This is a genomic window from Agrobacterium larrymoorei (assembly GCF_005145045.1).
GTDB lineage: Bacteria > Pseudomonadota > Alphaproteobacteria > Rhizobiales > Rhizobiaceae > Agrobacterium > Agrobacterium larrymoorei.
In genome coordinates this window covers 518,767-545,000 of the sequence record NZ_CP039692.1, presented here as the reverse complement: position 1 = coordinate 545,000, position 26,234 = coordinate 518,767, and the positions used below count along the sequence as shown (strand labels likewise).

Here is a 26,234-nt window from a genome sequence, read left to right as displayed (position 1 = left end):
ATGTCATCGTGACCTGATCTGGTTGTAAAAGGTAACCTGATCCGTCGTTCATTCCTTCGGAATGACGACTTGATGATGAGCATAGACAATGAGAACGAAGAAGTGAATTAAGGGCATTTGGTGGATGCCTTGGCATGCACAGGCGAAGAAGGACGTGATACGCTGCGAAAAGCCGTGGGGAGCTGCGAATAAGCTTTGATCCATGGATCTCCGAATGGGGCAACCCACCTTAAATACCTAGAAAATCATTCCTGTTGGAATGATTTGTCTATCTTTGTTTGCACTCACGCGCCGTACCGCAGGCTTTGCCTGCTGGCGCTACGTGGGTGCGCTGCACGAGCAGCGACGGACTATCGTCCTGTATGGGTGCCTTGCTCGAGGTTGAGTATGGCAGCAATACAGGCCAGAGGCCGTCGCCAATCGTTTGGCGCGCCGTCCGCAGGCCTTCGGCCGTGAGGACAAAACAAACCCGGCACGTCCGGGTAGGACAGAGCAACCGGAATGGTTTCTAGGTATTGTAATAAGGTATCTACACTTGAATACATAGGGTGTAAGAAGCGAACGCAGGGAACTGAAACATCTAAGTACCTGCAGGAAAGGACATCAACCGAGACTCCGTAAGTAGTGGCGAGCGAACGCGGACCAGGCCAGTGGCAATGCTGAATAAAGTCGAACGATCTGGAAAGGTCGGCCATAGCGGGTGATAGCCCCGTAGACGTAGAACAGGCATTGTCCTTGAGTAGGGCGGGACACGTGAAATCCTGTCTGAACATGGGGAGACCACTCTCCAAGCCTAAGTACTCGTGCATGACCGATAGCGAACAAGTACCGTGAGGGAAAGGTGAAAAGCACCCCGACGAGGGGAGTGAAATAGAACCTGAAACCGGATGCCTACAAACAGTCGGAGCCCGAGCCCTTTAGTGGGTTGGGTGACGGCGTACCTTTTGTATAATGGGTCAACGACTTAGTGTAACGAGCAAGCTTAAGCCGGTAGGTGTAGGCGTAGCGAAAGCGAGTCTGAACAGGGCGTTCAGTTCGTTGCATTAGACCCGAAACCGAGTGATCTAGCCATGAGCAGGCTGAAGGTTGGGTAACACCAACTGGAGGGCCGAACCCATAACTGTTGCAATAGTTCGGGATGACTTGTGGCTAGGGGTGAAAGGCCAATCAAACTCGGAAATAGCTGGTTCTCCGCGAAATCTATTTAGGTAGAGCGTCGACCTTATACCCTCGGGGGTAGAGCACTGGATGGGCTATGGGGACTCACCGTCTTACTGATCCTAACCAAACTCCGAATACCGAGGAGTACTAGTCGGCAGACACACGGCGGGTGCTAACGTCCGTCGTGAAGAGGGCAACAACCCTGACCTCCAGCTAAGGTCCCCAAGTCATGGCTAAGTGGGAAAGGATGTGAGGATCCCAAAACAACCAGGATGTTGGCTTAGAAGCAGCCATCATTTAAAGAAAGCGTAACAGCTCACTGGTCTAAATAAGGGTCTTTGCGCCGAAAATGTAACGGGGCTAAAGCCATGCACCGAAGCTGAGGATTTGAGCTTATGCTCAAGTGGTAGCGGAGCGTTCCGTAAGTCTGTGAAGGCGGACCCGTGAGGGCTGCTGGAGATATCGGAAGTGCGAATGTTGACATGAGTAACGATAAAGGGAGTGAGAGACTCCCTCGCCGAAAGACCAAGGGTTCCTGCTTAAAGTTAATCTGAGCAGGGTTAGCCGGCCCCTAAGACGAGGCGGACACGCGTAGTCGATGGGAACCACGTTAATATTCGTGGGCCTGGTGGTAGTGACGGATCTTGTGTGTTGTGCATTCTTATTGGATTGGATGTGCGGCGAAGAGGTTCCAGGAAATAGCTCCACCGTATAGACCGTACCCGAAACCGACACAGGTGGTCAGGTAGAGTATACCAAGGCGCTTGAGAGAACTATGTTGAAGGAACTCGGCAAATTGCACGCGTAACTTCGGAAGAAGCGTGACCCCATTTTAGGCAACTATGATGGGGTGGCACAGACCAGGGGGTAGCGACTGTTTATCAAAAACACAGGGCTCTGCGAAGTAGCAATACGACGTATAGGGTCTGACGCCTGCCCGGTGCTGGAAGGTTAAAGGGAGAGGTGCAAGCTTTGAACTGAAGCCCCAGTAAACGGCGGCCGTAACTATAACGGTCCTAAGGTAGCGAAATTCCTTGTCGGGTAAGTTCCGACCTGCACGAATGGCGTAACGACTTCCCCGCTGTCTCCAACATAGACTCAGTGAAATTGAATTCCCCGTGAAGATGCGGGGTTCCTGCGGTCAGACGGAAAGACCCCGTGCACCTTTACTATAGCTTTACACTGGCATTCGCCAAGGCATGTGTAGGATAGGTGGTAGGCTTTGAAGCGCGGACGCCAGTTTGCGTGGAGCCATCCTTGAAATACCACCCTTATCTTCGTGGATGTCTAACCGCGGTCCGTTATCCGGATCCGGGACAGTGTATGGTGGGTAGTTTGACTGGGGCGGTCGCCTCCGAAAGAGTAACGGAGGCGCGCGATGGTTAGCTCAGACCGGTCGGAAATCGGTCGTCGAGTGCAATGGCATAAGCTAGCCTGACTGCGAGACTGACAAGTCGAGCAGAGACGAAAGTCGGTCATAGTGATCCGGTGGTCCCGTGTGGAAGGGCCATCGCTCAACGGATAAAAGGTACGCCGGGGATAACAGGCTGATGACCCCCAAGAGTCCATATCGACGGGGTTGTTTGGCACCTCGATGTCGACTCATCGCATCCTGGGGCTGGAGCAGGTCCCAAGGGTATGGCTGTTCGCCATTTAAAGCGGTACGTGAGTTGGGTTCAGAACGTCGTGAGACAGTTCGGTCCCTATCTGCCGTGGGTGTAGGAATATTGACAGGATCTGTCCCTAGTACGAGAGGACCGGGATGGACGTATCTCTGGTGGATCTGTTGTCCTGCCAAGGGCATAGCAGAGTAGCTATATACGGAATGGATAACCGCTGAAGGCATCTAAGCGGGAAACCAACCTGAAAACGAGTGTTCCCTATCAGAGCCGTGGAAGACGACCACGTCGATAGGACGGGTGTGGAAGTGCAGCAATGCATGAAGCTTACCGTTACTAATAGCTCGATCGACTTCTTCGTTCCCATTGTTCATGCTCATCGAAGATGAGCATTCCTCTTCTGTCCTGACGCGTGGAATACGCTCCGGACGGGCCGCGCCACGAGGCGCGACGACCTCTGGTCTGTATGGGAAACATACGGATAGGTCAGAGAAAGACGTGTTAAAAATAGAAAGTGGCCAAGCCACCCAGCTTCTCGAAAACAGCGTATGTTTTGCGCTTTGCCGACCTGGTGGTTATTGCGGGGCGGCTGCACCCGTTCCCATTCCGAACACGGCCGTGAAACGCCCCAGCGCCAATGGTACTTCGTCTTAAGACGCGGGAGAGTAGGTCGCTGCCAGGTCTGCAAAACGCAAAACATACAACATATCTTCTCATCACAAAAAGGCCACAAGGCCAATTCAAAGGCCGCTCACAATGCGGCCTTTTGTGTTATAAACTACACAAACTTCAAATGGCGCCACCCGACGAAAGGGCTGCGCTGGTAACGCGGGGTGGAGCAGCCCGGTAGCTCGTCAGGCTCATAACCTGAAGGCCGCAGGTTCAAATCCTGCCCCCGCAACCAAATCCCCATTATGTCCTGGAAATAACGCCAGCAAAGATGCTCGACACAGCGTCGCTCTTTGGATTGGGACTCCCCCTCTGAAAAACTTGAGGGCCGCTGATCGAGGGCTGGGGCGGTTCGTAAGCCTCGGCAATGACGGGGCTGTAGGCTTTCTGCCCTTCAAGGCGCGGGCAAAGACAGGCAAGATCTTAGTTTGCCAGCAGATCCTTTACGATTGCCAGGAACGTCTCACCGGCGCGGGGGTCTGACATGGCATTGCTCCGCCTCTCTCAAAGGCCGCCAGTATCGCACCAGTACCAAGGAAACGGGGCTTGAACAGGCCAAGTCTTTTGCCGAGGATTGGTATCTCGGTTTGCGCGGCAAGCTGGCGGCGGGTCTCATCAAGACCGAAACGACCTTTGCCGAAGCTGCCAAGAAGTTCGAACAGGAATACGCCATCATCACCGAAGGTGAGCGCAGCCCCAAATGGGTGGAAGGGCACAGTATCCGCTTGCGCCTTCACCTCATTCCATTCTTCGGAAAGATGGGGCTTTCGGAGATCAATGCCGGAACCGTTCAGGATTATCGGGTCGAGCGCATCTCGACGGCCAAGAATGGCAAAGCGCCGTCGCGCAGCACGTTGCATGACGAGGTTGGAACCTTACGGGAGGTCTTGAAGACAGCGATCCGTCACAAGTGGCTATCGCATTTGCCTGACCTTTCGCCCCCCTACAAGACCCAAGGCAAGATCAGCCATCGACCGTGGTTCAGCCCTGCCGAATACAAGCAGCTTTACGAAGCGACCCGCCTCAATGCCAAGGAGCTGAAGAACCCGTACTTTGGTTGGGAAGCTGAGCAGCTTCATGACTTCGTGCTGTTTATGGGAAATACGGGCCTGCGGCCTGATGAAGCGAAGCAGTTGCAGCATCGTGACGTGTCGATTGTTGTTTATCCCGATACGCGGGAACGCATTTTGGAAATCGAAGTGCGCGGCAAGCGCGGGATTGGCTGGTGCAAATCTAAGCCGGGTGCGGTCAAGCCTTATGAGCGTTTGCGGGATCGCTTGAAGCCCGCTCGAAAAGGGAAGGGGGCGGGGGTTGAAGAGATTAAGGTCAGTCAGCCTGCCGCGACCGATCTCTTATTCCCCGGTAATTATCTCAAGATGTTTAATAACCTTCTTGATGATCAAAATCTCAAGCTGGATCGTGATGGCAAACCTCGGACAGCCTACAGTCTTCGTCATACCTATATCTGCATTCGTCTCATGGAAGGTGCTGATGTTTATGCGATTGCCAAAAATCGCCGAACCAGCGTCGAAATGATTGAAAAATTCTACGCCGCTCACATCAAGACGACACTTGATGCGTCGGTTATCAATTCCCGCAAGGCCAAGCGGGCACGGAAGGTGCCAAGGGCGGCGGCAGCGCCGCCCTTCCACGACAACCGAGGCCCTGCGGCCCGGTAAAGATACCCGAACGGGTATCGCTACAAATCGCTTGCCGATTTGTCAGCCCGCTTGGCGGGCCAATATAAGGGATTAATCCCTTTTCCCGGCCATTTTGACAGTGCGTTGAAATGGCTGGGGCATGTTAATAGATAACAATAGTTGTTAATTTTAGATTTTCTTCCTATAATAGAGGAAGGAGGTACACACCATGGCTAGTATTGCACTTAACGATCACTATGAGGCTTTCATTCGAAAGCAGCTTGAATCTGGTCGCTACAATAATGCGAGCGAGGTTGTTCGCGCGGGTCTTCGTTTGCTTGAAGATCAGGACGCGGCTCGCGAACGCTGGCTCAACCATGACATTCCGGCACGTTATGCCGAATTGAAGGCTGATCCTTCCAAGGGTGTGCCGTTAGACGATGCGTTTGCGCGTATAGAAGCCGAGCATAAAGCTAATATGGCAAAAGTCCGCTAGGGTATGAAACGCTATACCGTCATTCTTCATGACCAAGCGGAAGCGGTGTTGTTGAAGCTCTATGGCGACCTTGCCAGTTATGACAGGGCTGGGCCGGATGTAGCGTGGAACTATGTGAGCGGTATCCGCTCTTTTCTAAGCGAACTTTCGACCTTTCCGAAGCGTGGTACTGTCCGTGAAGGAAAAATCCCCGGATTGCGCATCATTGGTTATCGGAGAAGTGTCAGCATCGCATTTGCCGTTGAAGACAATTACGTGATGGTATTGGGCGTGTTCTATGGCGGTCAGGAAATCCGCGATGACGTTTTGGAAGGGCGATTGTAGGGCATCCCTTGCCGAATCGGATTCATTGCGCAATTGGCGCGTAGCGGGATGCGCTTTCAGGGTCTACCTCTATTTCCACTTACTTCGGGTTCGCTTGTCGGCATTGAATATGTTCTATTTCCCAGATGATACAGATCACAGACAACGCTTATAGAGAGCATGAAATCTTTGAAAACCTCACTCAATATGGCGATTTCTACGACTCGCTCTCTATGAGTGTATTTCAGCAAGTGACTACCGGAACGACGGCATTCGTCAATATAGATAGTTATGTCTTCTCATCGATCCAAGGCACCGTGGAATCGATGGCATATCTTTTAGAGAAGGGGCGGATTAACGACGCCTTTGCCTTGCTAAGGAAATATCACGATGTTGCAACGATCAATGTCTATGTGAACCTGTGGCTTAAGCACCACTGTACCGCTGAAGTATCTATCGTTCCATTCGTCAATGACTGGCTCCACGGCAAGTCCACAAAGCCGCTTCCTCGCATAGAGGAAATGACTAAATATATTGAAAATTCAGGGGAGTTGGGCGCACGAAAGAGATGTAATGACCAGATACATTACAATTTCTTCCATACCACTTTACTGAATGACGGAGCGCTTTACGTAAAAGACAGACTGGTTTGGCTCAATACGTTCAACGAAGATCTGCGCTGTATCGTCATATATCATCTTGCCCTTATCTTCGGACTGGAGTTGCCCCATAAAAACCGAACATGATCAGATTTCTGTTTGACGGTCTAAGAACTCGCGCGGTGAGCGATATCCCAAAGCTTTGTGCGGGTGAAGCGTGTTGTAATGCTCGAACCACAATGGCAGTTGGGCGATGACGGTTTTAGCGTCCGGAATGGGATTGACCGAGACATAGTCGCGCTTGAACGTCTTTACGAAGGCTTCGGCCATTCCGTTGGACTGAGGGCTGCGGACCGGGGTCGTGCGAGGCTCCATCCCGATGTCCAGCAGCAGCGATCTCGTGTCTGACGCAATGAAGCATGATCCATTGTCAGTCAGCCATTCGATGGGCTTAGGAAGGATATTGATGCGGCCGAAGCGGTTTTCGACGGCCGTGATGACAAGGTCCTGAACATCTTCGCTTTTGATGCCTTCAGTAGTGGCGACATGGGCAATTGCCTCGCGGTCACAGCAGTCGAGTGCAAAGGCAACGCGGACCTTTTCTTTATTATCGCAGCCGATTTCGAAACCGTCCGAGCACCAACGCAAATTCGATTGAGCGACAGCGACAAGACCATCATGGCGACGGCTATCAATGGCTCCAGTATGGCGTTCGAGAAGCAGGCCATGCACCTTCATCACCCGATAAACGCGCTTGACGTTCGGCCATGAGCGGCTTTCGCTACGGGCTTTACGGCGTAAGAGCGCATGAACCCGGCGGTATCCATAGGTTGGCATCTCGGAGATGATCGCTTTGATTTCATCGACAAGAACATCATCCGCGAACGGCGGCCGACCACGGGCTTTGGAAGGACGCTGTCTCACCCGCTCTACCATGTTTGACCGGGCAACACCAAAAGTCTTGCACACAGCCGTCATCGGGAACTTCCCTTCGGCAATGACAGCGAGCGCAACAGGTGTTTTTTTGGGCCGGTGGCGATCTCAAGCGCCTCTTTGAGAATCTCGCCTTCCATCGTCTTCTTGCCGAGCAGACGCTGTAGTTCTTTGACCTGGTTTTGAAGGGCACGATATTCGGATGCTGGAACGACATCTTCCTCGGCAGCAGTTGCCGTTAGAGCTCCTTGGGTGGCAAGCTTACGCCAAGTGAATAACTGGTTCGGCTGGATACCGTAGCGCCGAGCGACGATGCTGACGGTTGCGTCCGGCTCATATGTCTCCTGGATGATGGCAAGCTTCTCTGTCGTCGACCAGCGACGGCGGCGCTCTGGGCCGGACAGGACTTCTATCTTAGGACTGTGACTGGTCATAATGGGCACATTACCTCGCACACTTGTTAAGTGGGAGATCGTGTCCGGATATTTATGGGGCCATTACACGGACGTAAAGATTCCTACCTAATGTCAAGCGACTACATGGATTATATGGAATGTGGCGAGCGGCCACCTGATGATTGTCAATATTGGGTTAACCCGGTCGTGCAAAAGATGCTGGACAAGGTTCTTGTGCAGTTTCGGCCCGATCTCTATGAGTCACTTAAAGAAGGGTCTGCGATGCATCTCGACTGAGATTTTACTGTTGATGCGACGAGGCTGATTTCTGTCTCGTACTAAAGCATGTCTATTGAACGCAGAATCACCTTGAGGATACACTTGGCCATCGCTTGAATGTAGGAAGCGATATTTCATCTGAATCGTAGCAAATGCCGCTGAAGCTTGGAGGGTTTAGTGTCTGACACGAAATCAATTCATACCCTCAACGCCCGTGGCCATGTCATGCTTGAGGTCACACGAGATTATTTTAAGGTCTCTCCAGCCGCGATGTTTCGGGAAATCCAACGTTTGAGGCAGGAAGCTGAAACTGTTTTGGCTTCAAAGCGCATCAGATACTCCGATCTGAAAACAGCTCTTGTTCCAGACCGTCAACGCCGGGAAATGGCGTTGGTCTTCGACCGGGACGCCATTTCGAATAATTGGTACGGGCTGGCCGTCTTTCAGAAACTTATTCCTCTCTTCGACCGTAATAGTAACCACTCAGTTCTGGCAGTAGACTACATCGGGGATAACAAGTTACAGGACGTCTTGTACGACGCTATGGCCGAGTCAGTGATGCTGACCCGAGATGTAGACTATTCCTACAGTTCCCAATTCTTCATCGTCTACATCAATAATCTTACGGATGTGATGATGCAGAGGTTTCATGAAGGGCTGCTAGACTGGAACGCCTACGTCGGATTATCAGATACCACGTACGTCTCGCGTTTTAAGATCCTCCTCTCCACCATGCTTGCGAGTGTTTTTCTCAAACACCGCTCTATTATCATCCAAGGGCATGAAGACGACCGTTCCAATGCGGAGGATGTGAACACATGCGGTTATCCGTTTGAAGAACATGGATACACTTGCCGAAGCCTACCTGAACATCTGACCGGAACATTGCTTTCATACAAAATCGAACGTCCGGTTTACAAAGGATTTGCTGTGGACACAGAGTTTTCGTTGAACGCAATCAGTCCAGATCCTCAACCACTTGAAGAATTTGAAATCGACATTGATGAGGCAAAACTTGCCTATCTCAAGTCCGAAAAGATCGGCTCGCTTGAAAAGGCAGGTCTAGGCTGTAGTGACAATTTAATCATTTGAGCCAGAGCATTATGCTCGCGATTTTGATGAAGCCCATGAAGTTTGCTGCGATTTTGTCGTAACGGGTTGCGATACGCCGCCACTGCTTGAGCTTTGCAAAGAAGCTTTCGATACCCCATCGGGCCTTGTATGCGATGTGGTCGTAGGCGTGTTGATACTTGCGATAGCGGCGCGGCGGGATGACCGGCTCGCCGCCCTGTTCGAGGATGATGTCATGCAGGCTATCGGCATCATAGGCGCGGTCTGCCAGCACCTGTTTTGCGGGTATACCTCTGACAAGATCGCAAGCTGGGGCCATGTCATTCTGCTGTCCCGGCCCAAGATGGAAGCGAACCGGTAAGGCCCAACACGTCAACTACCGCATGGATTTTACTGCCAAATCCACCGCGGGAGCGACCGAGAGCCTGGGCTTTCGGTCCCCCTTTTCCGTCGGCCACCAGCAGCTTGGGCCTGTGCCCGGATCACGGTCGCATCGATCGAAAGCCACTCCAGATCAGGATCGGTGGCTATCGCTTCGAAAATCTGATCGAATACACCTTGCTCGATCCACCGATAATACCGTCGCTTCACCGTCTGATAAGACCCGAAACGTTCTTCCGGCAGATCGCGCCACCTTGCACCCGAGCGGGCCAGCCACAACACCGCATCGAAAAAACGGCGACCGTCACTACGCGGGCCGCGCGACCACCAGGAACGAACGATTTCAGCCGATCCCACTGGTCGTCGCGCAAAACCTCGCCATCCATCACCAACCTCCAAAAGTCAGTGTTGAATCTGATTCAACGACAAAACGGAATCCCATTTTCTTAAATTGTCACTACAGCCTAGCCTCCTTCCAGCCAGCGCCTCTGAATCACAAATAATCCTCAAAGGGAATCATCCGATTATTTCAAAACATGAAACGCTCTAATGAGTCCGAGGGCTAGCATTTAACAGGAAAAATCAGAATTATCGATGTGCCCGCACCCACCGTTGAGGTAATCCTCGCATCCCCACCACTCTGGCGCATGAAGCCGTAGACCATTGCTAGGCCAAGTCCAGATCCTCCTTGTTGGGAGCGTGTAGTGAAATAGGGTTCGAAGGCCTTGTCGACGGCGTTTTGGTCCATGCCGCAGCCGGTGTCCCGAACCGTAACGGTCAGTTGATCGGCAAAGGTTCTGGCGCTGATTTTTATTGTGCCGCCATCCGGCATCGCAGCGGCTGAGTTCAGGCAGAGGTTCAGGATGGATTGCTCGAACAAGGCAGCGTCGAGTGCAAGTCGGGGCAGGGTATCCTCGATTTCGAGGTGGATGCGATTGCCGGTGCCGATGGCGATTTCAAGAATGTCTGTCATACCGTTGAGCAGTGTTCCAACATCCACGGATGCCGGGTGGATCGCCTGCTGGCTACCGATTGAAAGCATGCTGCTTGCCAATTGACGGCCTCGGTCTGCTGCTTTGCGGATGCGGTTGATGTTGCGTTGCTGGCGCTCCGTGAAACCGGTTTCCCGCTCCAGAAGGCCGAGGCTACCGGTGATGATGCCGATCATGTTTCCGACTTCGTGGCTCAACTGATGCGTCATACGCATGATGCCATCGAGCCGCTGCGCCTTCGCCGCTTCGGCTTCTTGGCGGTCCAGCGCCGTCACATCGCGCGCAAGAAGCACGATGCCGCCATCTGGCTGACGGGAGATCGCCACTTCGGTAACTTGTTGATCAGCGGTTCGATGCCGCACCGTAATCCTGCTTTCAAGATCGCCCGGATCGTTTGCGTGCGGTAGAAGAGCCGGATCGATTTCAGGTATTGTTTCGATGAATCCGCGCAGAGCAAGCTTTCGTGACGAGCCTCCGCGGCGACCGACAAGCTCGATGACGCGTCGGTTCATAGTGATGGGGCGACCGGATGCGTCGAAGAGCGCGATGCCTTCATTCATCGTCCGGAAGGTGGAGCGGATGGTTCGCGCAGCGGCTTCCGCCGTGCGTCGAAGACGGGACACGCGGTCGACGCTCTCCTTGAACGCCCGAAACGCATCGGAAAGCCTGACAAGCTCCGTCTCGGAGCCCTGATAGATCGGCAGGCTGACATCCTGCTCACCATTTGCAAGCGCATTCATTCCTCCTGATAGCGTGGTTATGCCGGTCGAAACCCGCATGACGGACCGGATTGAAAGCGCTGAGAGAATGAGAACGACGATAAGCGCAAGCGCGACCATGATCATGAGCCGCGTCAGTGCTGCCGAGGCAGTCTCCAGCCCATCATTTAGTCTCTGCGCAACGGCCTCGCTTTGCGTTTCGGTGGCGTGTGAAAGATCGCGGGAGACGGCGTGGAGCTTCGAAACAGCCGTCTGTATCGCAAACATTTCCAGAAGATACTGTGTTTGCGCCTCGAAGACGCGAGAGTAAGGCTTAAGACCATCTCTTCTGTCTAAATTGGTTTGCGCCGCATCTGCTTGAATGGAGTCCATTTCTTCGACATAGCGTCGCTGTAGCTCACCCAATTGAAAAAGGCTGGCGGAATTGGCTGCTGCCTGAACCACGGCATTGAGCCGCTGGCGGATTGCCGCATTAGGTATGTTCTGGCTCGTCGCTATTTCACCAAGAGCTGCTGCCGCTGCGGCCTTGTGCTGTTGAGCCGCATCGGCATCCGCTGCGAGCGACAGGGTCTGTTGGCGGATCGCATGCAGCAGGTCGACAATATCGTCATTTGGCAGCGCATCGCGCTTTTCTGCGCTCTTATATTGACCGATGGTTTGCAGAAGGCTGTCCACCTGCGTCACGACGGCGCGGCTTTCGCTTGAAACACGATAAGGCGACGTCGCATTCATGAGAAGAGGCGCGCTGGAAACCAGATCGGCAACCTGCCGCGAAACCAGCGAGGCCCGTGCAAGGCTTGAAAAAGCTTGCAGGCTATAGGTCGCCATTTCGGTCTTGGCTTTTTGCAAGCCATAAATGGCAACCGCCGAAAGGATGAAAACGGACGAGCAGATAAAGACAATGGCAAATGGCAAGCGAAAGGCGATGGACTGGAGGAAGCGCCGGTTGATCACGATTGCGGCTCTAAGGTTTCGGTGTGGAGCACATATCCCTTTCCCCGCCGCGTCTTGATGTGCTGCGGCAGGTCGGGGTTGCGCTCGATCTTGCGACGAAGACGAAGCACCAGAACATCCACGTTGCGATCTATGAAGCGGTCGCTCTCTGCTCCTAGCCGGTCAAGAATGTGGGAGCGGCTCACCGGCCTGTTCGGGGTTTCGGCCAGCACTTCCAGAAGCGCAAATTCGGCTGTGGTCAGTGTCCTGCTTTGATCCGCAAGACAGACCGCGCGCCGGGCCGATAAATCGACGGCCCAGTCTCCGAGGATGAGGGAGCTTGCGGAATGGGCGCGCTCCGGCTCTTTCTCGACCTTGAGAGACGGGGCGATGCGACGAAGCACCGCCTTTATTCGCGCTGTCAGTTCTATCGGCTCGAAGGGCTTGACCACATAGTCGTCCGCTGCTGTCTCAAGGCCCAAAACACGTTCTGTTGCGCTGCCCGCCGCAGTTACCATCACGATGCCGACATTCAGGCCAAGTTCCATGCGGATACGCTGTGCAAAGGTGCGACCGGAAATTCCGGGTAGATTGTGGTCGAGCAGGACGATGTGAACATGAGCGCGCGCAAGCGCTTTGGCCGCATCCTCCGCCGAATGAACGACGAGTGGAGACCATCCCTCCGCCTCGACAAGGTCTGCAATCAGTTCTGCCATATCCGGATCGTCCTCGACGATCAGAATCCCGATCCTCTGGTTCTGCACGTTGTAGTCCTCCCGCTGGGATCATAGGCATGCGCGGGGAAATATTCAAAAGGTTGATGATGACTGTGCGTGATACATTTGTAATATTTGTAACAGAGTTTTTCTTCCTGAAGTTTCCGTTGAAAGATCGGTAACCATTCTGCGGATTGCGCAAATTCGCGCTTCTGGCATGCTTGGCATCGAAATTGGAACGGGGAGGTTCCAAGGGGAGGATCAGGTGAAAGCATTGCTTGCGGCTTTTTGCGCCGGTGTTGCCCTGTGGGCTTATGGCGCGGCATCGGCACAGCCTACCCAGAGATTGAACATTCTCTGTGCGGCAGATGATGCCTGGTGCGCCGCAATGCAGAAGGCTTACGAGCAGCGAAGCGGCACCCAAACGACGATGGTTCGCAAGAGCACCGGCGAAATCCTCGACCAGATCAGGCGGGAAAAGGATGCGCCGACCGTCGATGTGTGGTGGGGCGGCACCGGCGACACGCATTTGCAGGCCGCATCCGAAAAGCTTCTGGAGGCCTATGCGTCGGACCGTGAAACCGAACTGCTACCCTGGGCGCAGAACTTCTTCACCATGTCCGGCGGGCAGTCGGCTGGGATTTACGCCGGTGCGCTCGGCTTCGCCTACAATAGCGATTTGCTGAAGAAAGAAGGACTTCCCGTTCCGAGTTGCTGGAAAGACCTGATTGGCGAAAGCTTTCAGGGCAGGATCATGACGGGCAATCCAAACTCTTCCGGCACGGCCTTCACAATGCTGGCGACGCTCGTTCAGCTTTTTGGAGAAGAGGAAGCCTTCAGCTACATGAAGACGCTGGACCGGAATATCTCGGACTACACGTCAGCCGGATCGGCACCTGTGAAGGCGGCGGCGAAGGGCGAGACCGTTATCGGGATATCTTTCATGCATGATGCCGTGACGCAGAAGGAAGCGGGAGCGCCACTCGTCATTGTCGCGCCCTGTGAGGGGACAGGTTACGAAATCGGCGCGGTGAGCATTGTTCGGGGCACGAAAAACCGCGACGAAGCCTGTCGTTTCGTGGATTTTGCGCTGAGCCCGGAAGGCCAGGCTACTGGTGCTGCGGCAGGGCAAAATCAGGTGCCGTCGAATGTCAGGGCGAAGCTACCGGCGGGAGCGCCGGACCTCTCCCTGATCAAGATGGTCGATTACGACTTCGCCACTTTCGGGACACCGGAAGAGCGACGTCGGCTGCTTGGGCGGTTCGACACGGAGATCCATCCGCCCAGCCATTAACAGCAAGAATTGAAACGGACAGAGGAGCGGCAGCCTTTGGCAGCCGATAGCGAAGCCATGTCCGAAAACTGCATTCAGACGCAAATGATGGAGGAAACGATGCGACTGACTATTCTATCCAGCCTGCTTTTTGCCGGCACCACACTTACCGGTGTCTCGGCGCATGCCACAGGCGATCTCAACCTTATCTGCGCAGCGGATGTGGTGATCTGCGAGCAGATGAAGGGCGATTTCGAAAAAAGTCACGACATCAAGGTCAACATGGTTCGCATGTCTTCCGGCGAAGCCTACGCTAAAATCCGCGCCGAAGCGCGCAACCCCAAAACGGATGTCTGGTGGGCAGGGACGGGCGATCCCCATCTTCAGGCAGCGTCGGAAAACCTGACGCTCGAATATAAATCCAAGATGCTCGACCAGTTGCAGGACTGGGCAAAGAACCAGGCGGAAAGTGCCGGTTACAAGACCGTTGGCGTCTATGCCGGTGCGTTGGGCTGGGGTTACAACACCGACATCTTCAAGAAGAAAGGCTACAAAGAGCCGAAATGCTGGGCGGACCTTCTGGCACCCGAACTGAAGGGAGAAATCCAGATTGCCAACCCCAACTCCTCAGGCACGGCCTACACCGCGCTTGCCTCTCTGGTGCAGATCATGGGCGAGGATCAGGCCTTCGATTATCTGAAGAAGCTGAACGCCAACATCTCGCAATATACCAAGTCTGGCTCCGCCCCGGTTAAAGCGGCTGCCCGCGGCGAGACCGCACTCGGCATCGTCTTCATGCATGATGCGGTCGCTCAGACGGCGGAAGGCTTTCCCGTCAAGACGATAGCGCCATGTGAAGGCACCGGGTACGAAATTGGCTCCATGTCCATCGTCAAGGGCGCGCGCAACATGGAAAACGCCAAGATCTGGTATGATTGGGCGCTCCAGCCGGATGTCCAGTCGCGCATGAAGGATGCCAAGTCCTTCCAGCTTCCCTCCAACAAGATGGCGGAAATTCCTAAGGAAGCGCCACGCTTCGAGGATATCAAGCTGATCAATTACGACTTCAAGACCTATGGCGAGCCTGAAAAACGCAAAGCTCTGCTGGAACGTTGGGACAAGGAAGTCGGCGCAGTCGCCAACTGATCGCGTTACCGGGCTGTTATCGCCTTTACGTTTGATGGCAGCCCTTTTCTGACACACTCGAATTTGTGAGGTTGACCATGACCCATGGCAATCGCAGGCTGGATATTGTTCTGGCCTTGGGCGTCGCGGCTCTTGTGCTCGTGCCCTGGTATCGCATCGAAAGCGGCTTTTTCGGCCTTGGCTGGCTATCGGAATTCCCTCTGTCGGCGCAGGTTGCTCCGGGCATCCTTCAGATGTTTGCCGAAGGTCGTATCTGGTTGCTCGGCATCTTGCTGTTGTTCGTCGGCGGTGTTGCGGCGCGCGGCCTTTCAGACCCTGACCAAAGGGGCAAACTACTCGTTGCATCCGGCAGTCTCGGGCTTGCCTTGCTCGTGCTTCAGGGGCTGGCAATCGGCTTTTCCGGCTGGACATGGATGCTGAGCGAAAATCTCTTCGGCGCGCTGTCGGATGGTCAACCTTCCATGGGCGCAGGCGCCGTGATGATGTCTTTCGTCTTCGTTCTGTTCATCTCCTTCGGTCTGGCCGAGCGTGGTTTCATGAAGGGCGATGCCTTTGTCGTATCCTCCATCACACTCCTGATCTTCCTCGTCTGCGTCTTCGTCTTTTATCCTATCGGCAGCATGATGGTGGGTGCCGTTCAGGATTTCGACGGTTCCTTCAACCCGGATGGCTTCATTCGCAACATGCGTGATCCGGGTATCTGGAGCCTCGATTGCGTCATTGGTGCTGGAAGATGCGGCGTGGCGTGGCGAACACTTTTTCTGGCGATAATGACGGCGGCAGGTTCGACCGTCCTTGGTCTGGCTTTCGCTCTTGTCGCCACGCGCACGGGCTTTCCCTTCAAGAAGGGTCTGCGGCTGTTGACGATCCTGCCGATCATTACGCCGCCTTTCGTAATAGGTCTTGCGCTGACCCTGCTCTTCGGTCGTGCCGGTGTTGTCACCGAATTCATGTCGAGCGTTTTCGGCGTGGAGCCGGGCAGGTGGCTTTATGGCCTTACGGGTATCTGGATCGCTCAGGTCCTGTCCTTTACTCCAATATCGTTCCTCGTCCTCATCGGCGTGGTAGAAGGCGTCAGCCCATCAATGGAAGAGGCTTCGCAAACGTTGCGTGCCGATCGCTGGCGCACATTCTGGCGCGTTTCGCTTCCGCTGATGAAACCCGGCCTTGCGAACGCCTTCCTCATCGGCTTCATCGAAAGCATGGCGGATTTTGGCAATCCGCTGGTTCTCGGCGGCAGCCATGGCGTGCTTTCCACTGAGATATTCTTCGCGGTCGTCGGTTCCCAGAACGATCCCTCGCGTGCGGCAGTTCTTGCGATCGTCCTGCTTTGCTTCACGCTCTCGGCCTTCCTCGCGCAGCGCTTCTGGCTCTCGGGCAAGAATTTCGCGACGGTGACCGGCAAGGGTGATAGCGGCGCGCATATCGCTTTGCCGAAATCGATCTCCATTGCCGTCCACGCGCTCGTCGTCCCGTGGATGGTCTTCACGGTTGTTGTCTACGGAATGATCCTCGTCGGCGGTTTCGTCAGGACGTGGGGGCTGGATAACACGCTGACCATCGATCACTATGTCCGCGCCTTCTCCATCAGCATCAGCAATGGTTCCATCGCCTGGACGGGCGTTGCCTGGAACTCCTTCTGGACAACAATGGAAATCGCCCTGATTTCCGCGCCGCTGACGGCAGCAGTCGGTCTGCTGACCGCCTACATCATCGTCAGGCAGAAATTCGCCGGGCGGAACCTGTTCGAGTTCGCGCTGATGATGAGCTTCGCCATCCCCGGTACGGTCATCGGTGTCAGCTATATAATGGCGTTCAACCTGCCGCCGCTCGAAATGACAGGATCGGCGCTTATCCTGATTGCCTGCTTCGTATTCAGAAATATGCCGGTTGGCGTTCGTGGGGGTATTGCCGCCATGAGCCAGTTGGACAAGAGCCTGGACGAAGCTTCGCTGACGCTTAGAGCCAACAGTTTCCGCACCATCCGGCTCGTGGTACTGCCCCTCCTGCGACCAGCCATCCGCGCAGCACTGGTTTACTCCTTCGTCAGAGCCATCACCTCCATCAGTGCCGTCATCTTTCTTGTCAGTGCGCAGTACAACATGGCGACCTCCTATATCGTCGGCCTCGTTGAAAACGGCGAATACGGTGTGGCCATCGCCTATTCCTCGATGCTTATCGTCGTCATGATTACGGTGATCGGAGGCTTCCAGCTCGCGGTCGGTGAAAGAAGGCTGCGCCGCGAAAATCGCGTCGCAGGTCTCGATAAAGCCAATTCCATTTCTCGCTCTCAGGAGAAAGCCGCATGATTACCGTCAAACCCGGTTCCGTTGCCTTCCAGAATGTCCGCAAAAGCTTCGGCGCATTCACCGCCATTCCCGATCTATCCCTCACCATCGAGCCCGGCACGCTTGTAACGCTGCTTGGCCCGTCCGGCTGCGGCAAGACCACGACGCTTCGCATGCTGGCGGGTCTGGAGCACCCGAATTCCGGCCGGATCTTGATTGGCGGCAAAGATGTGACAATGCTGCCCGCCAATGAGCGTGATGTTTCAATGGTCTTTCAGTCCTATGCGTTGTTTCCTCATATGAGTGCGCTAGATAACGTCGCCTACGGCCTTCAGTCTTCGGGGCTGAAGAAGAAGGAAGCGAGGGACAAGGCGGAAGAGGGATTGCGGCTTGTCGGGCTCGCAGGAATGGGCCATCGTCTTCCCGCAGAACTTTCCGGCGGCCAGCAGCAGCGCGTTGCCGTGGCACGCGCGCTGGTTCTGGAACCGCAAGTACTTCTCCTCGATGAACCTCTGTCGAACCTGGATGCAAGGCTACGCCGCCGCGTGCGCACGGATATTCGCGAACTCCAGCAAAGGATCGGCTTTACCGCCGTCTACGTGACGCATGATCAGGATGAGGCGCTTGCGGTCTCCGATCGCATCATCGTCATGAAGGATGGCGAGATTGCCCAGTCGGGCGCGCCGCGCGAACTCTACGAAGCTCCCGCGTCGTCCTTCATTGCAGATTTCATGGGCGAGGCGAATGTCGTGCCCTGCGAAGTCGTTTCTCAGGCTGGTGATGAGGCGCTGGTGCGCATCGGCACCACCGAGCACCGCATTCCAAGCCGCCAGCCGCGATCCGGTGCAGCGAAACTCGCAGTCAGGCCCGGATCGATAATAATCGGCGCGCCGGGCGAGGGCGGAATGCCGGGCCGTGTGCTCCACACCGCCTATCTCGGCGGTCACATCGAGTATGAAGTCGAAACGGAAGTCGGCACACTTTTCATCGTGGATCACGAAATGAACAGGACCGCGAGTGAAATCAGTGACGTCACACTCAGTTTCAAAAATCGTGGCATAGCACTCATCGACGCCTGATCAAAGCGTCTTAAAATTAAGGATATTAGAAATGACAGCATTGAATGACGGCCTCGAACAGCGCTTCGCATTGGCAAAAGCGCTTGCCGAAGAGGCCGGAGTAATGGCGCTCGATTATTTCGACAAGCGAGAAAGCCTCGTGATCGAAACTAAGCGGGACTTGCAGGACGTCGTCTCCATTGCGGACCGCAATGTCGAGACCATGCTGCGGGAGCGTGTTGCGGAAGCCTTTTCCGACGATGGCTTTCTGGGAGAGGAACACGGCTACAATGATGGCTCTTCCGGATATACCTGGGTCGTGGACCCGATTGATGGCACCGCTCCTTTTGTCAACGGCATGCCGAGCTGGTGCGTATCGATTGCCGTGGTCAGGAACGGCCTGCCGGTCATCGGCGTCATCAAGGTTCCCTGCTCTGAGGAAACCTATGCCTCTGCCGAGGGCCTAGGAGCAACCTTGAACGGTAAACGCCTGACGCTCGATCCTGCGCGCAACCTGCAAAACGCCCTGACCGGTATCGGCTGCAACAACTACGTCACACCGGAACGCGTCGGACGCATCGTCAGCGACGTCATGGGCCGAGGCGGCAATTTCATCCGCAACGGCTCCGGGGCACTCATGCTCGCCTACGTCGCCGCCGGTCGCCTCGTCGGCTACTACGAACCCCACATGCGCGCCTGGGACTGCATGGCAGGTTTCTGCCTCGTAAAAGAATCGGGCGGTCGCTTCATGCCATTTTCGCTGGAAGGCGAGAGGCTGTTCGAAGGCCAGCCGGTCCTCGCCAGCAATACGTCGTGTTACGAAGATTTGGTTGAGGTTCATTCTGCATCGCAATAACCGATGTGGATACGGGCGAGTAGATTGACGCTCTGATTTACTCGCCCTTTTGGAATTAGAATCTGTGAATAAAAGGCCCGGAATTTGAGTTCGCAGCTCTGACGAAATCCGCGCTACGTTTCCCTGGTAATCACAGTTTCTCGGCTGCGCCATCAGCGCACTCGCCCGGCTCTGCCTGATATTTCTCTGGTATCCAAGCTGTCCGAAGAGACTGCGACGTTTAATGATCACTTGATAAATGACGCAAATATGTTAATCGGTAAGATGTCAGACCAATTTACTTGAGTGCGGGAGATTTTGTTGGAGCATGCGGTCGAAACGTCATCGATCAAACCTCTGCCCGCGCTTGATCGCGTTAGACAGGTTGAGGCTGCGTTGGTCGACTTCGTGGAGCGTGCTGGTCTCAAGGCTGGCAGCAGGTTGCCTGCGGAGCGCGAGTTGATGCTGGCGCTGGGGGTCGGGCGGTCTACCATTCGCGAGGTTATTCGGAAGTTTCAGGCGCTTGGTGTCATCGATAGTCGCAAAGGCAGTGGCAATTACCTGATCAAGCCTATTTCCGGTGCCACCGTCCACATGCCGATTTCCATTGAGGCCGAAAGCCTACGTGATGCGCTATTGATGACGCTTGAAGTTCGTCGCGGGATCGAGGTCGAGGCATCGATGGCTGCGGCAAGGCGAAGGACGGATGCAGATATCGAAACAATGCGTCTCCGGCTCGATGAGATGGAGCGTGTGCATCTGGCCGAAGGAACGTCCGGCAAGGCCGACTTGGCGTTTCACCTTTCCATCTATGATGCCACGCATAATTCCCTGTTCAAACAGCTGCTGGAGCAGATGCGTGAGGGCTTCGAGCGCTTCTGGTCGAAGCCGTTCGACAGGCCGGATTTCGCGTCTCGCTCCTTCCCGTTTCACAGAACCTTATTCGACGCGATTGTTGCCGGGGATGTTCAGGCGGCGCGCGCGGAAACATTGAAAATCCTCGCAATCGTCGAGGAAGATATCAGGGATATGTCCAAATGAGCGATGGCTCCGAACTCTTCGATCCCGCCTCTCTGATCGTCGCACATGATGGCACTCATGCATTCGAAGCCGTGGTGCCGCCCATCGTGCAGACATCGCTCTTCACCTTCTCGAGCTATGACGAGATGGTGGCGACCTATCGCGGCGAGAAGAGCCGACCCGTCTATACGCGAGGGCTGAACCCAACGGTGCGCATGTTCGAAGAAATGCTGGCCAAGCTGGAAGGTGCGGAAGATGCACTCGGCTTTGCAAGCGGTATGTCGGCCATCTCTTCTACCGTTCTGTCTTTTGTTTCGCCGGGAGATCGCATCGTCGCCGTCCGCCACGTCTATCCGGATGCGTTCCGTCTATTCGGCACGATGCTGAAACGCATGAACATCGAAGTGACCTATGTCGATGGACGCGATGAAGCCGCTGTCGAAAAGGCGATGCCGGGTGCCAAGCTGTTCTACATGGAAAGCCCGACGAGCTGGGTAATGGAAGCACATGATGTCGGCGCGCTGGCAGCAATTGCCAAGCGCCACGGCGCAATTTCGGTCATCGATAATTCCTGGGCGAGCCCGATCTTTCAGAAGCCGCTGTCTCTTGGCGTTGATCTGGTGCTGCATTCCGCATCGAAATACCTGGGTGGTCACAGTGATGTGGTGTCGGGCGTCGTGGCCGGTGCAAAGTCCATGATCGACCGCATCCGCGCCGAGGCCTACCCCTATCTCGGAGGAAAAATGTCTCCCTTCGATGCGTGGCTGTTGATCCGCGGTCTGCGCACGTTACCGATCAGGATGAAGGCGCATCAGGAATCCGCCTTGGCAATTGCCTCCCGGCTGCAGGCGCTGGATGTGGTGGAAACCGTCTGCCATCCGGGGCTGGCAAACCGCCTGCCGCCCGGCCTCAACGGCACATCCGGCCTGTTCTCGTTCATCTTCCGAGAAGGGGTGGATGTTCGGGCTTTTGCCGACAGGCTTCAGCTTTTCAAACTTGGCGTTTCATGGGGCGGGCATGAAAGCCTGATCGTACCCGGTGAGGTGGTGCTTGAGCAGAAGGCGCAGCCGAACTCCGCGCACACCTTTGGCATTAGCGCGCGCTCCGTGCGCCTGCATGTCGGTCTGGAGGGCACGGATGCTCTCTGGAACGATCTTGAGCCCGCAATCAGGGAGGCATCCGCAGCCGCCTGAAACTTATGACGATCGACGATAACAAAAATGGGAGAACGACATGAAAAAACTGGTAGCAGCAGCATTTTTTACAGCCATGATGGCTGGGACGGCGCTTGCAGATACGACGCTGAAGCTCGTGGAAGTCATCACCAGCCCCGAGCGCACAGAGACCTTGAAGAGTCTCGTCTCCAAGTTCGAGGCTGCAAATCCCGGTACAAAGGTCGAGATCATCTCGCTTCCCTGGAGCGAAGCCTTCCAGAAGTTCGCAACCATGGTGTCGGCAGGTGATGTTCCGGATGTCATGGAAATGCCCGATACCTGGCTCTCGCTTTATGCCAATAACGGCATGCTCGAAAGCCTTGAGCCGTACCTTGCCAAGTGGGAGCATACCAAGGGTTTGAGTACGCGCGCGCTTGAACTGGGCCGCGATGTCAAGAACACTGCCTATATGTTGCCCTACGGCTTTTATCTTCGCGTCATGTTTTACAACAAGAAGCTTCTGGAGCAGGCGGGCGTTAAGGAACTGCCAAAGACGCTGGATGAATTTACTGAAGCCTCGAAGAAGATTTCCGCTATTCTGGGTAAATACGGTTATTGCCTTCGCGGTGGCCCAGGCGGGCTCAATGGCTGGGTGATGTTCGGTGCCTCCATGGCCGGTTCGAATGAGTTTTTCACCAAGGAAGGCAAATCCACTTTCGACAGCCCCGGCTGGACCAAGGGCCTCGCCTATGTGGTCGATCTTTACAAGAATGGCTACGCCCCCAAAGACAGCGTCAATTGGGGTTTCAATGAAATCGTTGCGGGTTTCTATTCCGGCACCTGCGCCTTCCTCGATCAGGACCCGGATGCGCTGATCGCCATCGCGCAGCGTATGAAGTCGGAAGACTTCGGCGTGATGACCATGCCCAAGGGGCCGGACGGCAAGACCTTCCCGACCATCGGCTTCGCAGGCTGGTCGATGATGGCATCCTCGAAGGACAAGGATTTGTCGTGGAAACTCATCGAAACGCTGGAAGGCCCGGAAGGCAACATCGAGTGGAACAAGAAGACCGGCGCGCTGCCGGTTCATACTTCTGCCGAAAAAGACCCGTTCTACGCCAGCGAGCAGTTCAAAGGCTGGTTCGAAGAATTGGCGGACAAGAACGCCGTACCGACAACCATGCCGACCTATCTTGAAGAGTTCGCTTTCTTCAAGGACTCCCTCGTCATCAAAACCTCACAAGAAGCTCTTTTGGGCGATATCACCCCTGAAGACCTTGCCAAGCAGTGGGCTGATTACATGACGAAGGCTCAAGAGAAGTTCCTGAAATCCAAGTGATGGCAACAGGCGGTGCGTGTTGTCAGCGCACCGCCTGATCCCAAGACGATACTGGAACAACTGAGATCAGCGCACGGCTTTACGGCTGTGAACGCTGACCGTTGAGGAGCATTTGATGTCGTTTACCCAACGTGTCGGGCCTCTGGCGCCGCGCAAGCCCGCCTTGCGCAGACTGGCCGTCGCCGCTGAGCCATGGCTCTACAGCGCGCCTGTCCTCGTACTCATCATAACCGTGATGATGGTGCCGCTGTTGCTTGGCCTGTCTTACGCTTTTCGCGACGTTCAACTGCTCAATCCCTTTTCGGGGGGCTTTATTGGCCTCGAACACCTGAAGGCATTATCGCAGGACACGGCCTTTTATCGCGCACTCAAGAATACACTCTGGTGGACCGGCGTATCCGTGTTTCTGCAATTCTTTTTTGGGCTCATCCTGGCATTGCTTCTGGACAAGCCTTTTGCCGGGCGTGGCATTGCGCAGGCGCTGGTCTTTCTGCCATGGGCGGTGCCCACCTTTCTGGCCGGGCTTAACTGGGCCTGGCTGTTCAATCCCGTCATCGGCCCGCTGCCGCACTGGATGACATCGCTCGGCATGCTGTCTGCGCCCAACAATATCCTGGCCGATCCGCAACTGGCCATGTGGGGACCGATCATCGCCAATGTCTGGTGGGGCATTCCGTTCTTTGCGATCACGCTTCTGGCCGCATTGCAGGCCATCCCGCGCGATCTCTACGAGGCTGCCTCCATAGACGGTGCCAGCCCTTTACAGCGCTTCATGTCGATCACACTGCCGTTTCTTGCGCCGACAATTGCAATTACCGTGTTGCTGCGCACGGTTTGGATCGCCAACTTCGCCGATCTCATCATCGTCATGACGAATGGCGGCCCTGCAGATCGCACGCAGATCGTTGCCAGCTACATCTTCACCCAGGCCTTCAAACGCCTCGACTTCGGTTATGCCTCGGCAATCGCTTTGGTCCTGCTTGTGCTGCTGCTTGCCTATTCAATGCTGATCGTCATCATGCGCCAGCGTCTTATTGAGAAGGATTGATCCGTGACCGGCAGAATTCTTCTCACCCTCGCGCATCGCTTGGCGATCCTAGCTTACATTGCTTTTGCGCTTTTTCCTCTGTTCTGGCTGCTGAAGGTATCGGTCACGCCCAATGATCTGCTTTACAGCGAGGGCGTTCGGCTCTGGCCGTCGCACGCGACGTTCGATCACTACCGGTTTGTTATCCAAAACAGCGCCTTTCCAACCTTCTTCAAGAATAGCGTCATCGTGGCCGGATCGACTGCGTTTGCCGTCACCATCTTATCGTCGCTCTCGGGTTATGCCCTTTCGCGCTTCCGCTTTCGCGGGAAATATTGGATCATCGCGCTGATGCTGATCACCCAGATGTTCCCGCTGGTCATGCTGGTCGCCCCGATTTTCAAGATGCTTTCGCCGCTTGGATTGACGAACAGCCTCACCGGTCTCGTCATCGTTTACACGGCGTTCAACGTGCCTTTCGCGACGTTTCTGATGCAGTCCTTCTTCGACGGAATTCCCAAGGATCTGGAGGAAGCCGCGATGATCGATGGTGCCAGCCGCTTTACCGCTTTCCGCCAGATCATCCTGCCTCTGACATTACCGGGAATTGCCGCAACGCTCGGCTTCGTCTTTACCGCTGCGTGGAGCGAACTGCTTTTTGCGCTCATGTTGATTTCCGGCAATGACAGCGCAACCTTCCCTGTCGGGCTGCTGACATTCGTTTCGAAGTTCTCCGTAGACTTCGGACAGATGATGGCGGCGGGCGTACTTGCGCTCATTCCGGCCTGCCTCTTCTTCCTGCTGATCCAACGATACCTCGTGCAAGGCCTGACGGCCGGTGCCGTAAAAGGATAAACCATGGCCTCCATTGAGCTTAACCGCGTCGTCAAGTCCTATGGCGATCATCCTGTCCTTCACGGTGTGGATCTCTCCATCGCTGATGGCGAATTCGTCGTTCTGGTTGGTCCATCCGGCTGTGGCAAATCCACACTGCTACGCATGATAGCGGGTCTGGAGGAGATCACGTCGGGTAAGCTTTCCATCGACGGCCAACTCGTCAACGATCTGAAACCGAAGGACCGCGACATCGCCATGGTATTCCAGTCTTACGCCCTCTATCCACATATGAGCGTCGCCGACAATATGAGCTACAGTCTGCGTCTGCGCCGCAGCCCCAAGGAAGCGATCGCCGCCGCCGTCTCGTCCGCATCCAGCAAACTTGGGCTTGATCCCTATCTCGCACGCCGACCAAAGGCGCTTTCCGGTGGCCAGCGCCAACGCGTCGCTATGGGCCGCGCCATCGTACGCCAGCCGAAAGCCTTTCTCTTCGATGAGCCGCTATCGAACCTCGATGCCCGGCTTCGCGAGCAGATGCGTGCCGAGATAAAGCGCATGCATGCGGACCTCGGTGCAACGTCCGTCTATGTAACCCACGACCAGATCGAAGCGATGACGCTCGCTTCACGCATCGTTGCGATGAATGCGGGTTACGTCCAGCAGATCGGCGCACCGCTTGATCTCTACGATCGCCCCGCGAACCTCTTCGTTGCTGGATTTATCGGTTCGCCGGGAATGAATTTTCTCGAAGGGCGCTGCGTGCAAAAGCCGGACGGAAGCGCGATGGCGCTGAAAGATGGAAGCGAGCTTCCGCTCGGTCGCAAACTTTCTATGCAAGAAGGCGAAGCGATGACGCTGGGAATCCGCCCCGAACACGTCATCGTGGGTGCAGAGAAGGGCGGCGTGGAGGCGCAGGTCGAACTCGTCGAACCAACCGGCCTCGGCATTATCTTGCACCTGAAGGTTCACGGAATCCCGTTCAAACTCTTTTCAACGGACCGTAGCCTGTTACAGCCGGGGGCTTCAATCTTTGTTGGTCTGCCGAAAGACAAGTTGCATGTCTTCGATGGCAATGGTGACAGAACGAGCCATGAGCTAGAAATACGAAAATAGATACGATAAGTTGAATGTCGACGTTTGATGGCACGTAATGCAGCTCCGAACTGCGCAAATCGACCGGACGATCAGCTAACATCAAACAAGGCCTGAACCCGGATTGTCTCCGCCGTCCTTTTCGCACCTACAATCCAGGCCTGCTTGTAGGGCAGACGCAGAATTTTCTGGTTCCGCAACGTCAGTTGCTGCCCACAGCATCGTTGTAAAAACAAATTCCCACAGAGCGCAGACCTAA

General features: G+C 55.1%; 19 protein-coding genes, 1 tRNA gene, 2 rRNA genes and 1 pseudogene. 19 read left to right on the top strand and 4 right to left on the bottom strand.

Going from position 1 to position 26,234, the window contains the following annotated elements; genetic code table 11:
• The first annotated feature begins 96 nt into the window (after positions 1 to 96).
• From CFBP5473_RS16790 to CFBP5473_RS16760, 7 genes are all read left to right on the top strand, one after another.
• Positions 97 to 3,141 (top strand): 23S ribosomal RNA (locus CFBP5473_RS16790).
• A 206-nt stretch (positions 3,142 to 3,347) separates the two neighbouring features.
• Positions 3,348 to 3,462: ribosomal RNA gene (gene rrf / locus CFBP5473_RS16785) — 5S ribosomal RNA — on the top strand.
• Positions 3,463 to 3,607: 145 nt separating this feature from the next.
• Positions 3,608 to 3,684, top strand: a tRNA-Met gene (locus CFBP5473_RS16780).
• 193 nt (positions 3,685 to 3,877) lie between these two features.
• The gene (locus CFBP5473_RS25390; protein ID WP_051441465.1) at positions 3,878 to 5,128 is read left to right on the top strand and encodes a tyrosine-type recombinase/integrase; all 1,251 of its coding nucleotides are present in this window, start codon (positions 3,878 to 3,880) and stop codon (positions 5,126 to 5,128) included.
• A gap of 190 nt (positions 5,129 to 5,318) precedes the next feature.
• Positions 5,319 to 5,585, top strand: a complete 267-nt coding sequence (locus CFBP5473_RS16770; protein WP_027677337.1) for a type II toxin-antitoxin system ParD family antitoxin — start codon at positions 5,319 to 5,321, stop codon at positions 5,583 to 5,585.
• Positions 5,586 to 5,588: 3 nt separating this feature from the next.
• The gene (locus CFBP5473_RS16765) at positions 5,589 to 5,909 is read left to right on the top strand and encodes a type II toxin-antitoxin system RelE/ParE family toxin (protein ID WP_037172028.1); all 321 of its coding nucleotides are present in this window, start codon (positions 5,589 to 5,591) and stop codon (positions 5,907 to 5,909) included.
• A gap of 125 nt (positions 5,910 to 6,034) precedes the next feature.
• Positions 6,035 to 6,634 (top strand): hypothetical protein, encoded by a 600-nt coding sequence (locus tag CFBP5473_RS16760; protein ID WP_051441464.1) that lies wholly within the window; start codon positions 6,035 to 6,037, stop codon positions 6,632 to 6,634.
• Here CFBP5473_RS16760 and CFBP5473_RS16755 read toward each other — a convergent pair.
• A protein-coding gene (locus CFBP5473_RS16755) for an IS3 family transposase (RefSeq protein WP_136954416.1) occupies positions 6,635 to 7,854 on the bottom strand; the annotation gives its coding sequence in 2 pieces (ribosomal slippage) (positions 6,635 to 7,512 and positions 7,512 to 7,854; 1,221 coding nt in all).
• A gap of 417 nt (positions 7,855 to 8,271) precedes the next feature.
• On the opposite strand from CFBP5473_RS16755, the gene CFBP5473_RS16750 reads away from it, so the two are divergent.
• Positions 8,272 to 9,186 (top strand): hypothetical protein, encoded by a 915-nt coding sequence (locus tag CFBP5473_RS16750; RefSeq protein WP_136954392.1) that lies wholly within the window; start codon positions 8,272 to 8,274, stop codon positions 9,184 to 9,186.
• Here the strand turns inward: CFBP5473_RS16750 and CFBP5473_RS16745 are convergent.
• The 3 genes and pseudogenes from CFBP5473_RS16745 to CFBP5473_RS16735 form a co-directional block, all read right to left on the bottom strand.
• A pseudogene (locus tag CFBP5473_RS16745) lies at positions 9,179 to 9,932 on the bottom strand (IS5 family transposase). The gene CFBP5473_RS16750 and the pseudogene CFBP5473_RS16745 overlap by 8 nt on opposite strands.
• 176 nt (positions 9,933 to 10,108) lie before the next feature.
• Positions 10,109 to 12,211 (bottom strand): sensor histidine kinase, encoded by a 2,103-nt coding sequence (locus CFBP5473_RS16740; RefSeq protein ID WP_027675948.1) that lies wholly within the window; start codon positions 12,209 to 12,211, stop codon positions 10,109 to 10,111.
• Positions 12,208 to 12,954 (bottom strand): response regulator transcription factor, encoded by a 747-nt coding sequence (locus tag CFBP5473_RS16735; RefSeq protein ID WP_027675947.1) that lies wholly within the window; start codon positions 12,952 to 12,954, stop codon positions 12,208 to 12,210. Before CFBP5473_RS16735 ends, CFBP5473_RS16740 begins: the two co-directional genes overlap by 4 nt.
• A 217-nt stretch (positions 12,955 to 13,171) precedes the next feature.
• Between CFBP5473_RS16735 and CFBP5473_RS16730 the strand changes: the two genes are divergently transcribed.
• The 11 genes from CFBP5473_RS16730 to CFBP5473_RS16680 all read left to right on the top strand — a co-directional run bounded on the left by CFBP5473_RS16730 (position 13,172) and on the right by CFBP5473_RS16680 (position 25,996).
• Positions 13,172 to 14,200 (top strand): ABC transporter substrate-binding protein, encoded by a 1,029-nt coding sequence (locus tag CFBP5473_RS16730; RefSeq protein WP_027675946.1) that lies wholly within the window; start codon positions 13,172 to 13,174, stop codon positions 14,198 to 14,200.
• A 99-nt stretch (positions 14,201 to 14,299) separates the two neighbouring features.
• Entirely contained in the window at positions 14,300 to 15,325 is a 1,026-nt protein-coding gene (locus CFBP5473_RS16725; RefSeq protein ID WP_027675945.1) for an ABC transporter substrate-binding protein, read from the top strand.
• 77 nt (positions 15,326 to 15,402) lie between these two features.
• Positions 15,403 to 17,634: an ABC transporter permease gene (locus tag CFBP5473_RS16720; protein ID WP_027675944.1), complete on the top strand. Its 2,232-nt coding sequence runs from the start codon at positions 15,403 to 15,405 to the stop codon at positions 17,632 to 17,634.
• Positions 17,631 to 18,692 carry an ABC transporter ATP-binding protein gene (locus CFBP5473_RS16715; protein WP_027675943.1) on the top strand — a complete coding sequence of 354 codons (1,062 nt, stop codon included), beginning with the start codon at positions 17,631 to 17,633 and terminating at the stop codon, positions 18,690 to 18,692. Before CFBP5473_RS16720 ends, CFBP5473_RS16715 begins: the two co-directional genes overlap by 4 nt.
• 31 nt (positions 18,693 to 18,723) lie before the next feature.
• Positions 18,724 to 19,527 carry an inositol monophosphatase family protein gene (locus CFBP5473_RS16710; RefSeq protein WP_027675942.1) on the top strand — a complete coding sequence of 268 codons (804 nt, stop codon included), beginning with the start codon at positions 18,724 to 18,726 and terminating at the stop codon, positions 19,525 to 19,527.
• 300 nt (positions 19,528 to 19,827) lie between these two features.
• Positions 19,828 to 20,547 (top strand): FadR/GntR family transcriptional regulator, encoded by a 720-nt coding sequence (locus CFBP5473_RS16705; protein WP_413228977.1) that lies wholly within the window; start codon positions 19,828 to 19,830, stop codon positions 20,545 to 20,547.
• Complete coding sequence (locus CFBP5473_RS16700) at positions 20,544 to 21,719, top strand: PLP-dependent transferase (protein ID WP_027675940.1); 1,176 nt, start codon at positions 20,544 to 20,546, stop codon at positions 21,717 to 21,719. The genes CFBP5473_RS16705 and CFBP5473_RS16700 overlap by 4 nt, the downstream gene beginning before the upstream one ends.
• Positions 21,720 to 21,759: 40 nt before the next feature.
• A complete protein-coding gene (locus tag CFBP5473_RS16695; protein WP_027675939.1) occupies positions 21,760 to 23,019 on the top strand; it encodes an ABC transporter substrate-binding protein in 1,260 nt (419 codons plus the stop codon).
• A 115-nt stretch (positions 23,020 to 23,134) separates the two neighbouring features.
• The gene (locus tag CFBP5473_RS16690; protein ID WP_027675938.1) at positions 23,135 to 24,067 is read left to right on the top strand and encodes a carbohydrate ABC transporter permease; all 933 of its coding nucleotides are present in this window, start codon (positions 23,135 to 23,137) and stop codon (positions 24,065 to 24,067) included.
• 3 nt (positions 24,068 to 24,070) lie between these two features.
• Positions 24,071 to 24,901: a carbohydrate ABC transporter permease gene (locus CFBP5473_RS16685; protein WP_027675937.1), complete on the top strand. Its 831-nt coding sequence runs from the start codon at positions 24,071 to 24,073 to the stop codon at positions 24,899 to 24,901.
• Between the two features lie 3 nt (positions 24,902 to 24,904).
• Positions 24,905 to 25,996, top strand: a complete 1,092-nt coding sequence (locus tag CFBP5473_RS16680; protein ID WP_027675936.1) for an ABC transporter ATP-binding protein — start codon at positions 24,905 to 24,907, stop codon at positions 25,994 to 25,996.
• The last annotated feature ends 238 nt before the right edge of the window (positions 25,997 to 26,234 follow it).

What these genes read in the sequence shown, in the direction of transcription:
- CFBP5473_RS16720 (WP_027675944.1), top strand. Translation starts at nt 15,403, where the DNA reads ATGACCCATGGCAATCGCAGGCTGGATATTGTTCTGGCCTTGGGCGTC.
- CFBP5473_RS16695 (WP_027675939.1), top strand. Translation starts at nt 21,760, where the DNA reads ATGAAAAAACTGGTAGCAGCAGCATTTTTTACAGCCATGATGGCTGGG.
- CFBP5473_RS16760 (WP_051441464.1), top strand. Translation starts at nt 6,035, where the DNA reads ATGATACAGATCACAGACAACGCTTATAGAGAGCATGAAATCTTTGAA.
- CFBP5473_RS16770 (WP_027677337.1), top strand. Translation starts at nt 5,319, where the DNA reads ATGGCTAGTATTGCACTTAACGATCACTATGAGGCTTTCATTCGAAAG.
- CFBP5473_RS16690 (WP_027675938.1), top strand. Translation starts at nt 23,135, where the DNA reads ATGTCGTTTACCCAACGTGTCGGGCCTCTGGCGCCGCGCAAGCCCGCC.
- CFBP5473_RS16765 (WP_037172028.1), top strand. Translation starts at nt 5,589, where the DNA reads ATGAAACGCTATACCGTCATTCTTCATGACCAAGCGGAAGCGGTGTTG.
- CFBP5473_RS16710 (WP_027675942.1), top strand. Translation starts at nt 18,724, where the DNA reads ATGACAGCATTGAATGACGGCCTCGAACAGCGCTTCGCATTGGCAAAA.
- CFBP5473_RS16700 (WP_027675940.1), top strand. Translation starts at nt 20,544, where the DNA reads ATGAGCGATGGCTCCGAACTCTTCGATCCCGCCTCTCTGATCGTCGCA.
- CFBP5473_RS16715 (WP_027675943.1), top strand. Translation starts at nt 17,631, where the DNA reads ATGATTACCGTCAAACCCGGTTCCGTTGCCTTCCAGAATGTCCGCAAA.
- CFBP5473_RS16680 (WP_027675936.1), top strand. Translation starts at nt 24,905, where the DNA reads ATGGCCTCCATTGAGCTTAACCGCGTCGTCAAGTCCTATGGCGATCAT.
- CFBP5473_RS16725 (WP_027675945.1), top strand. Translation starts at nt 14,300, where the DNA reads ATGCGACTGACTATTCTATCCAGCCTGCTTTTTGCCGGCACCACACTT.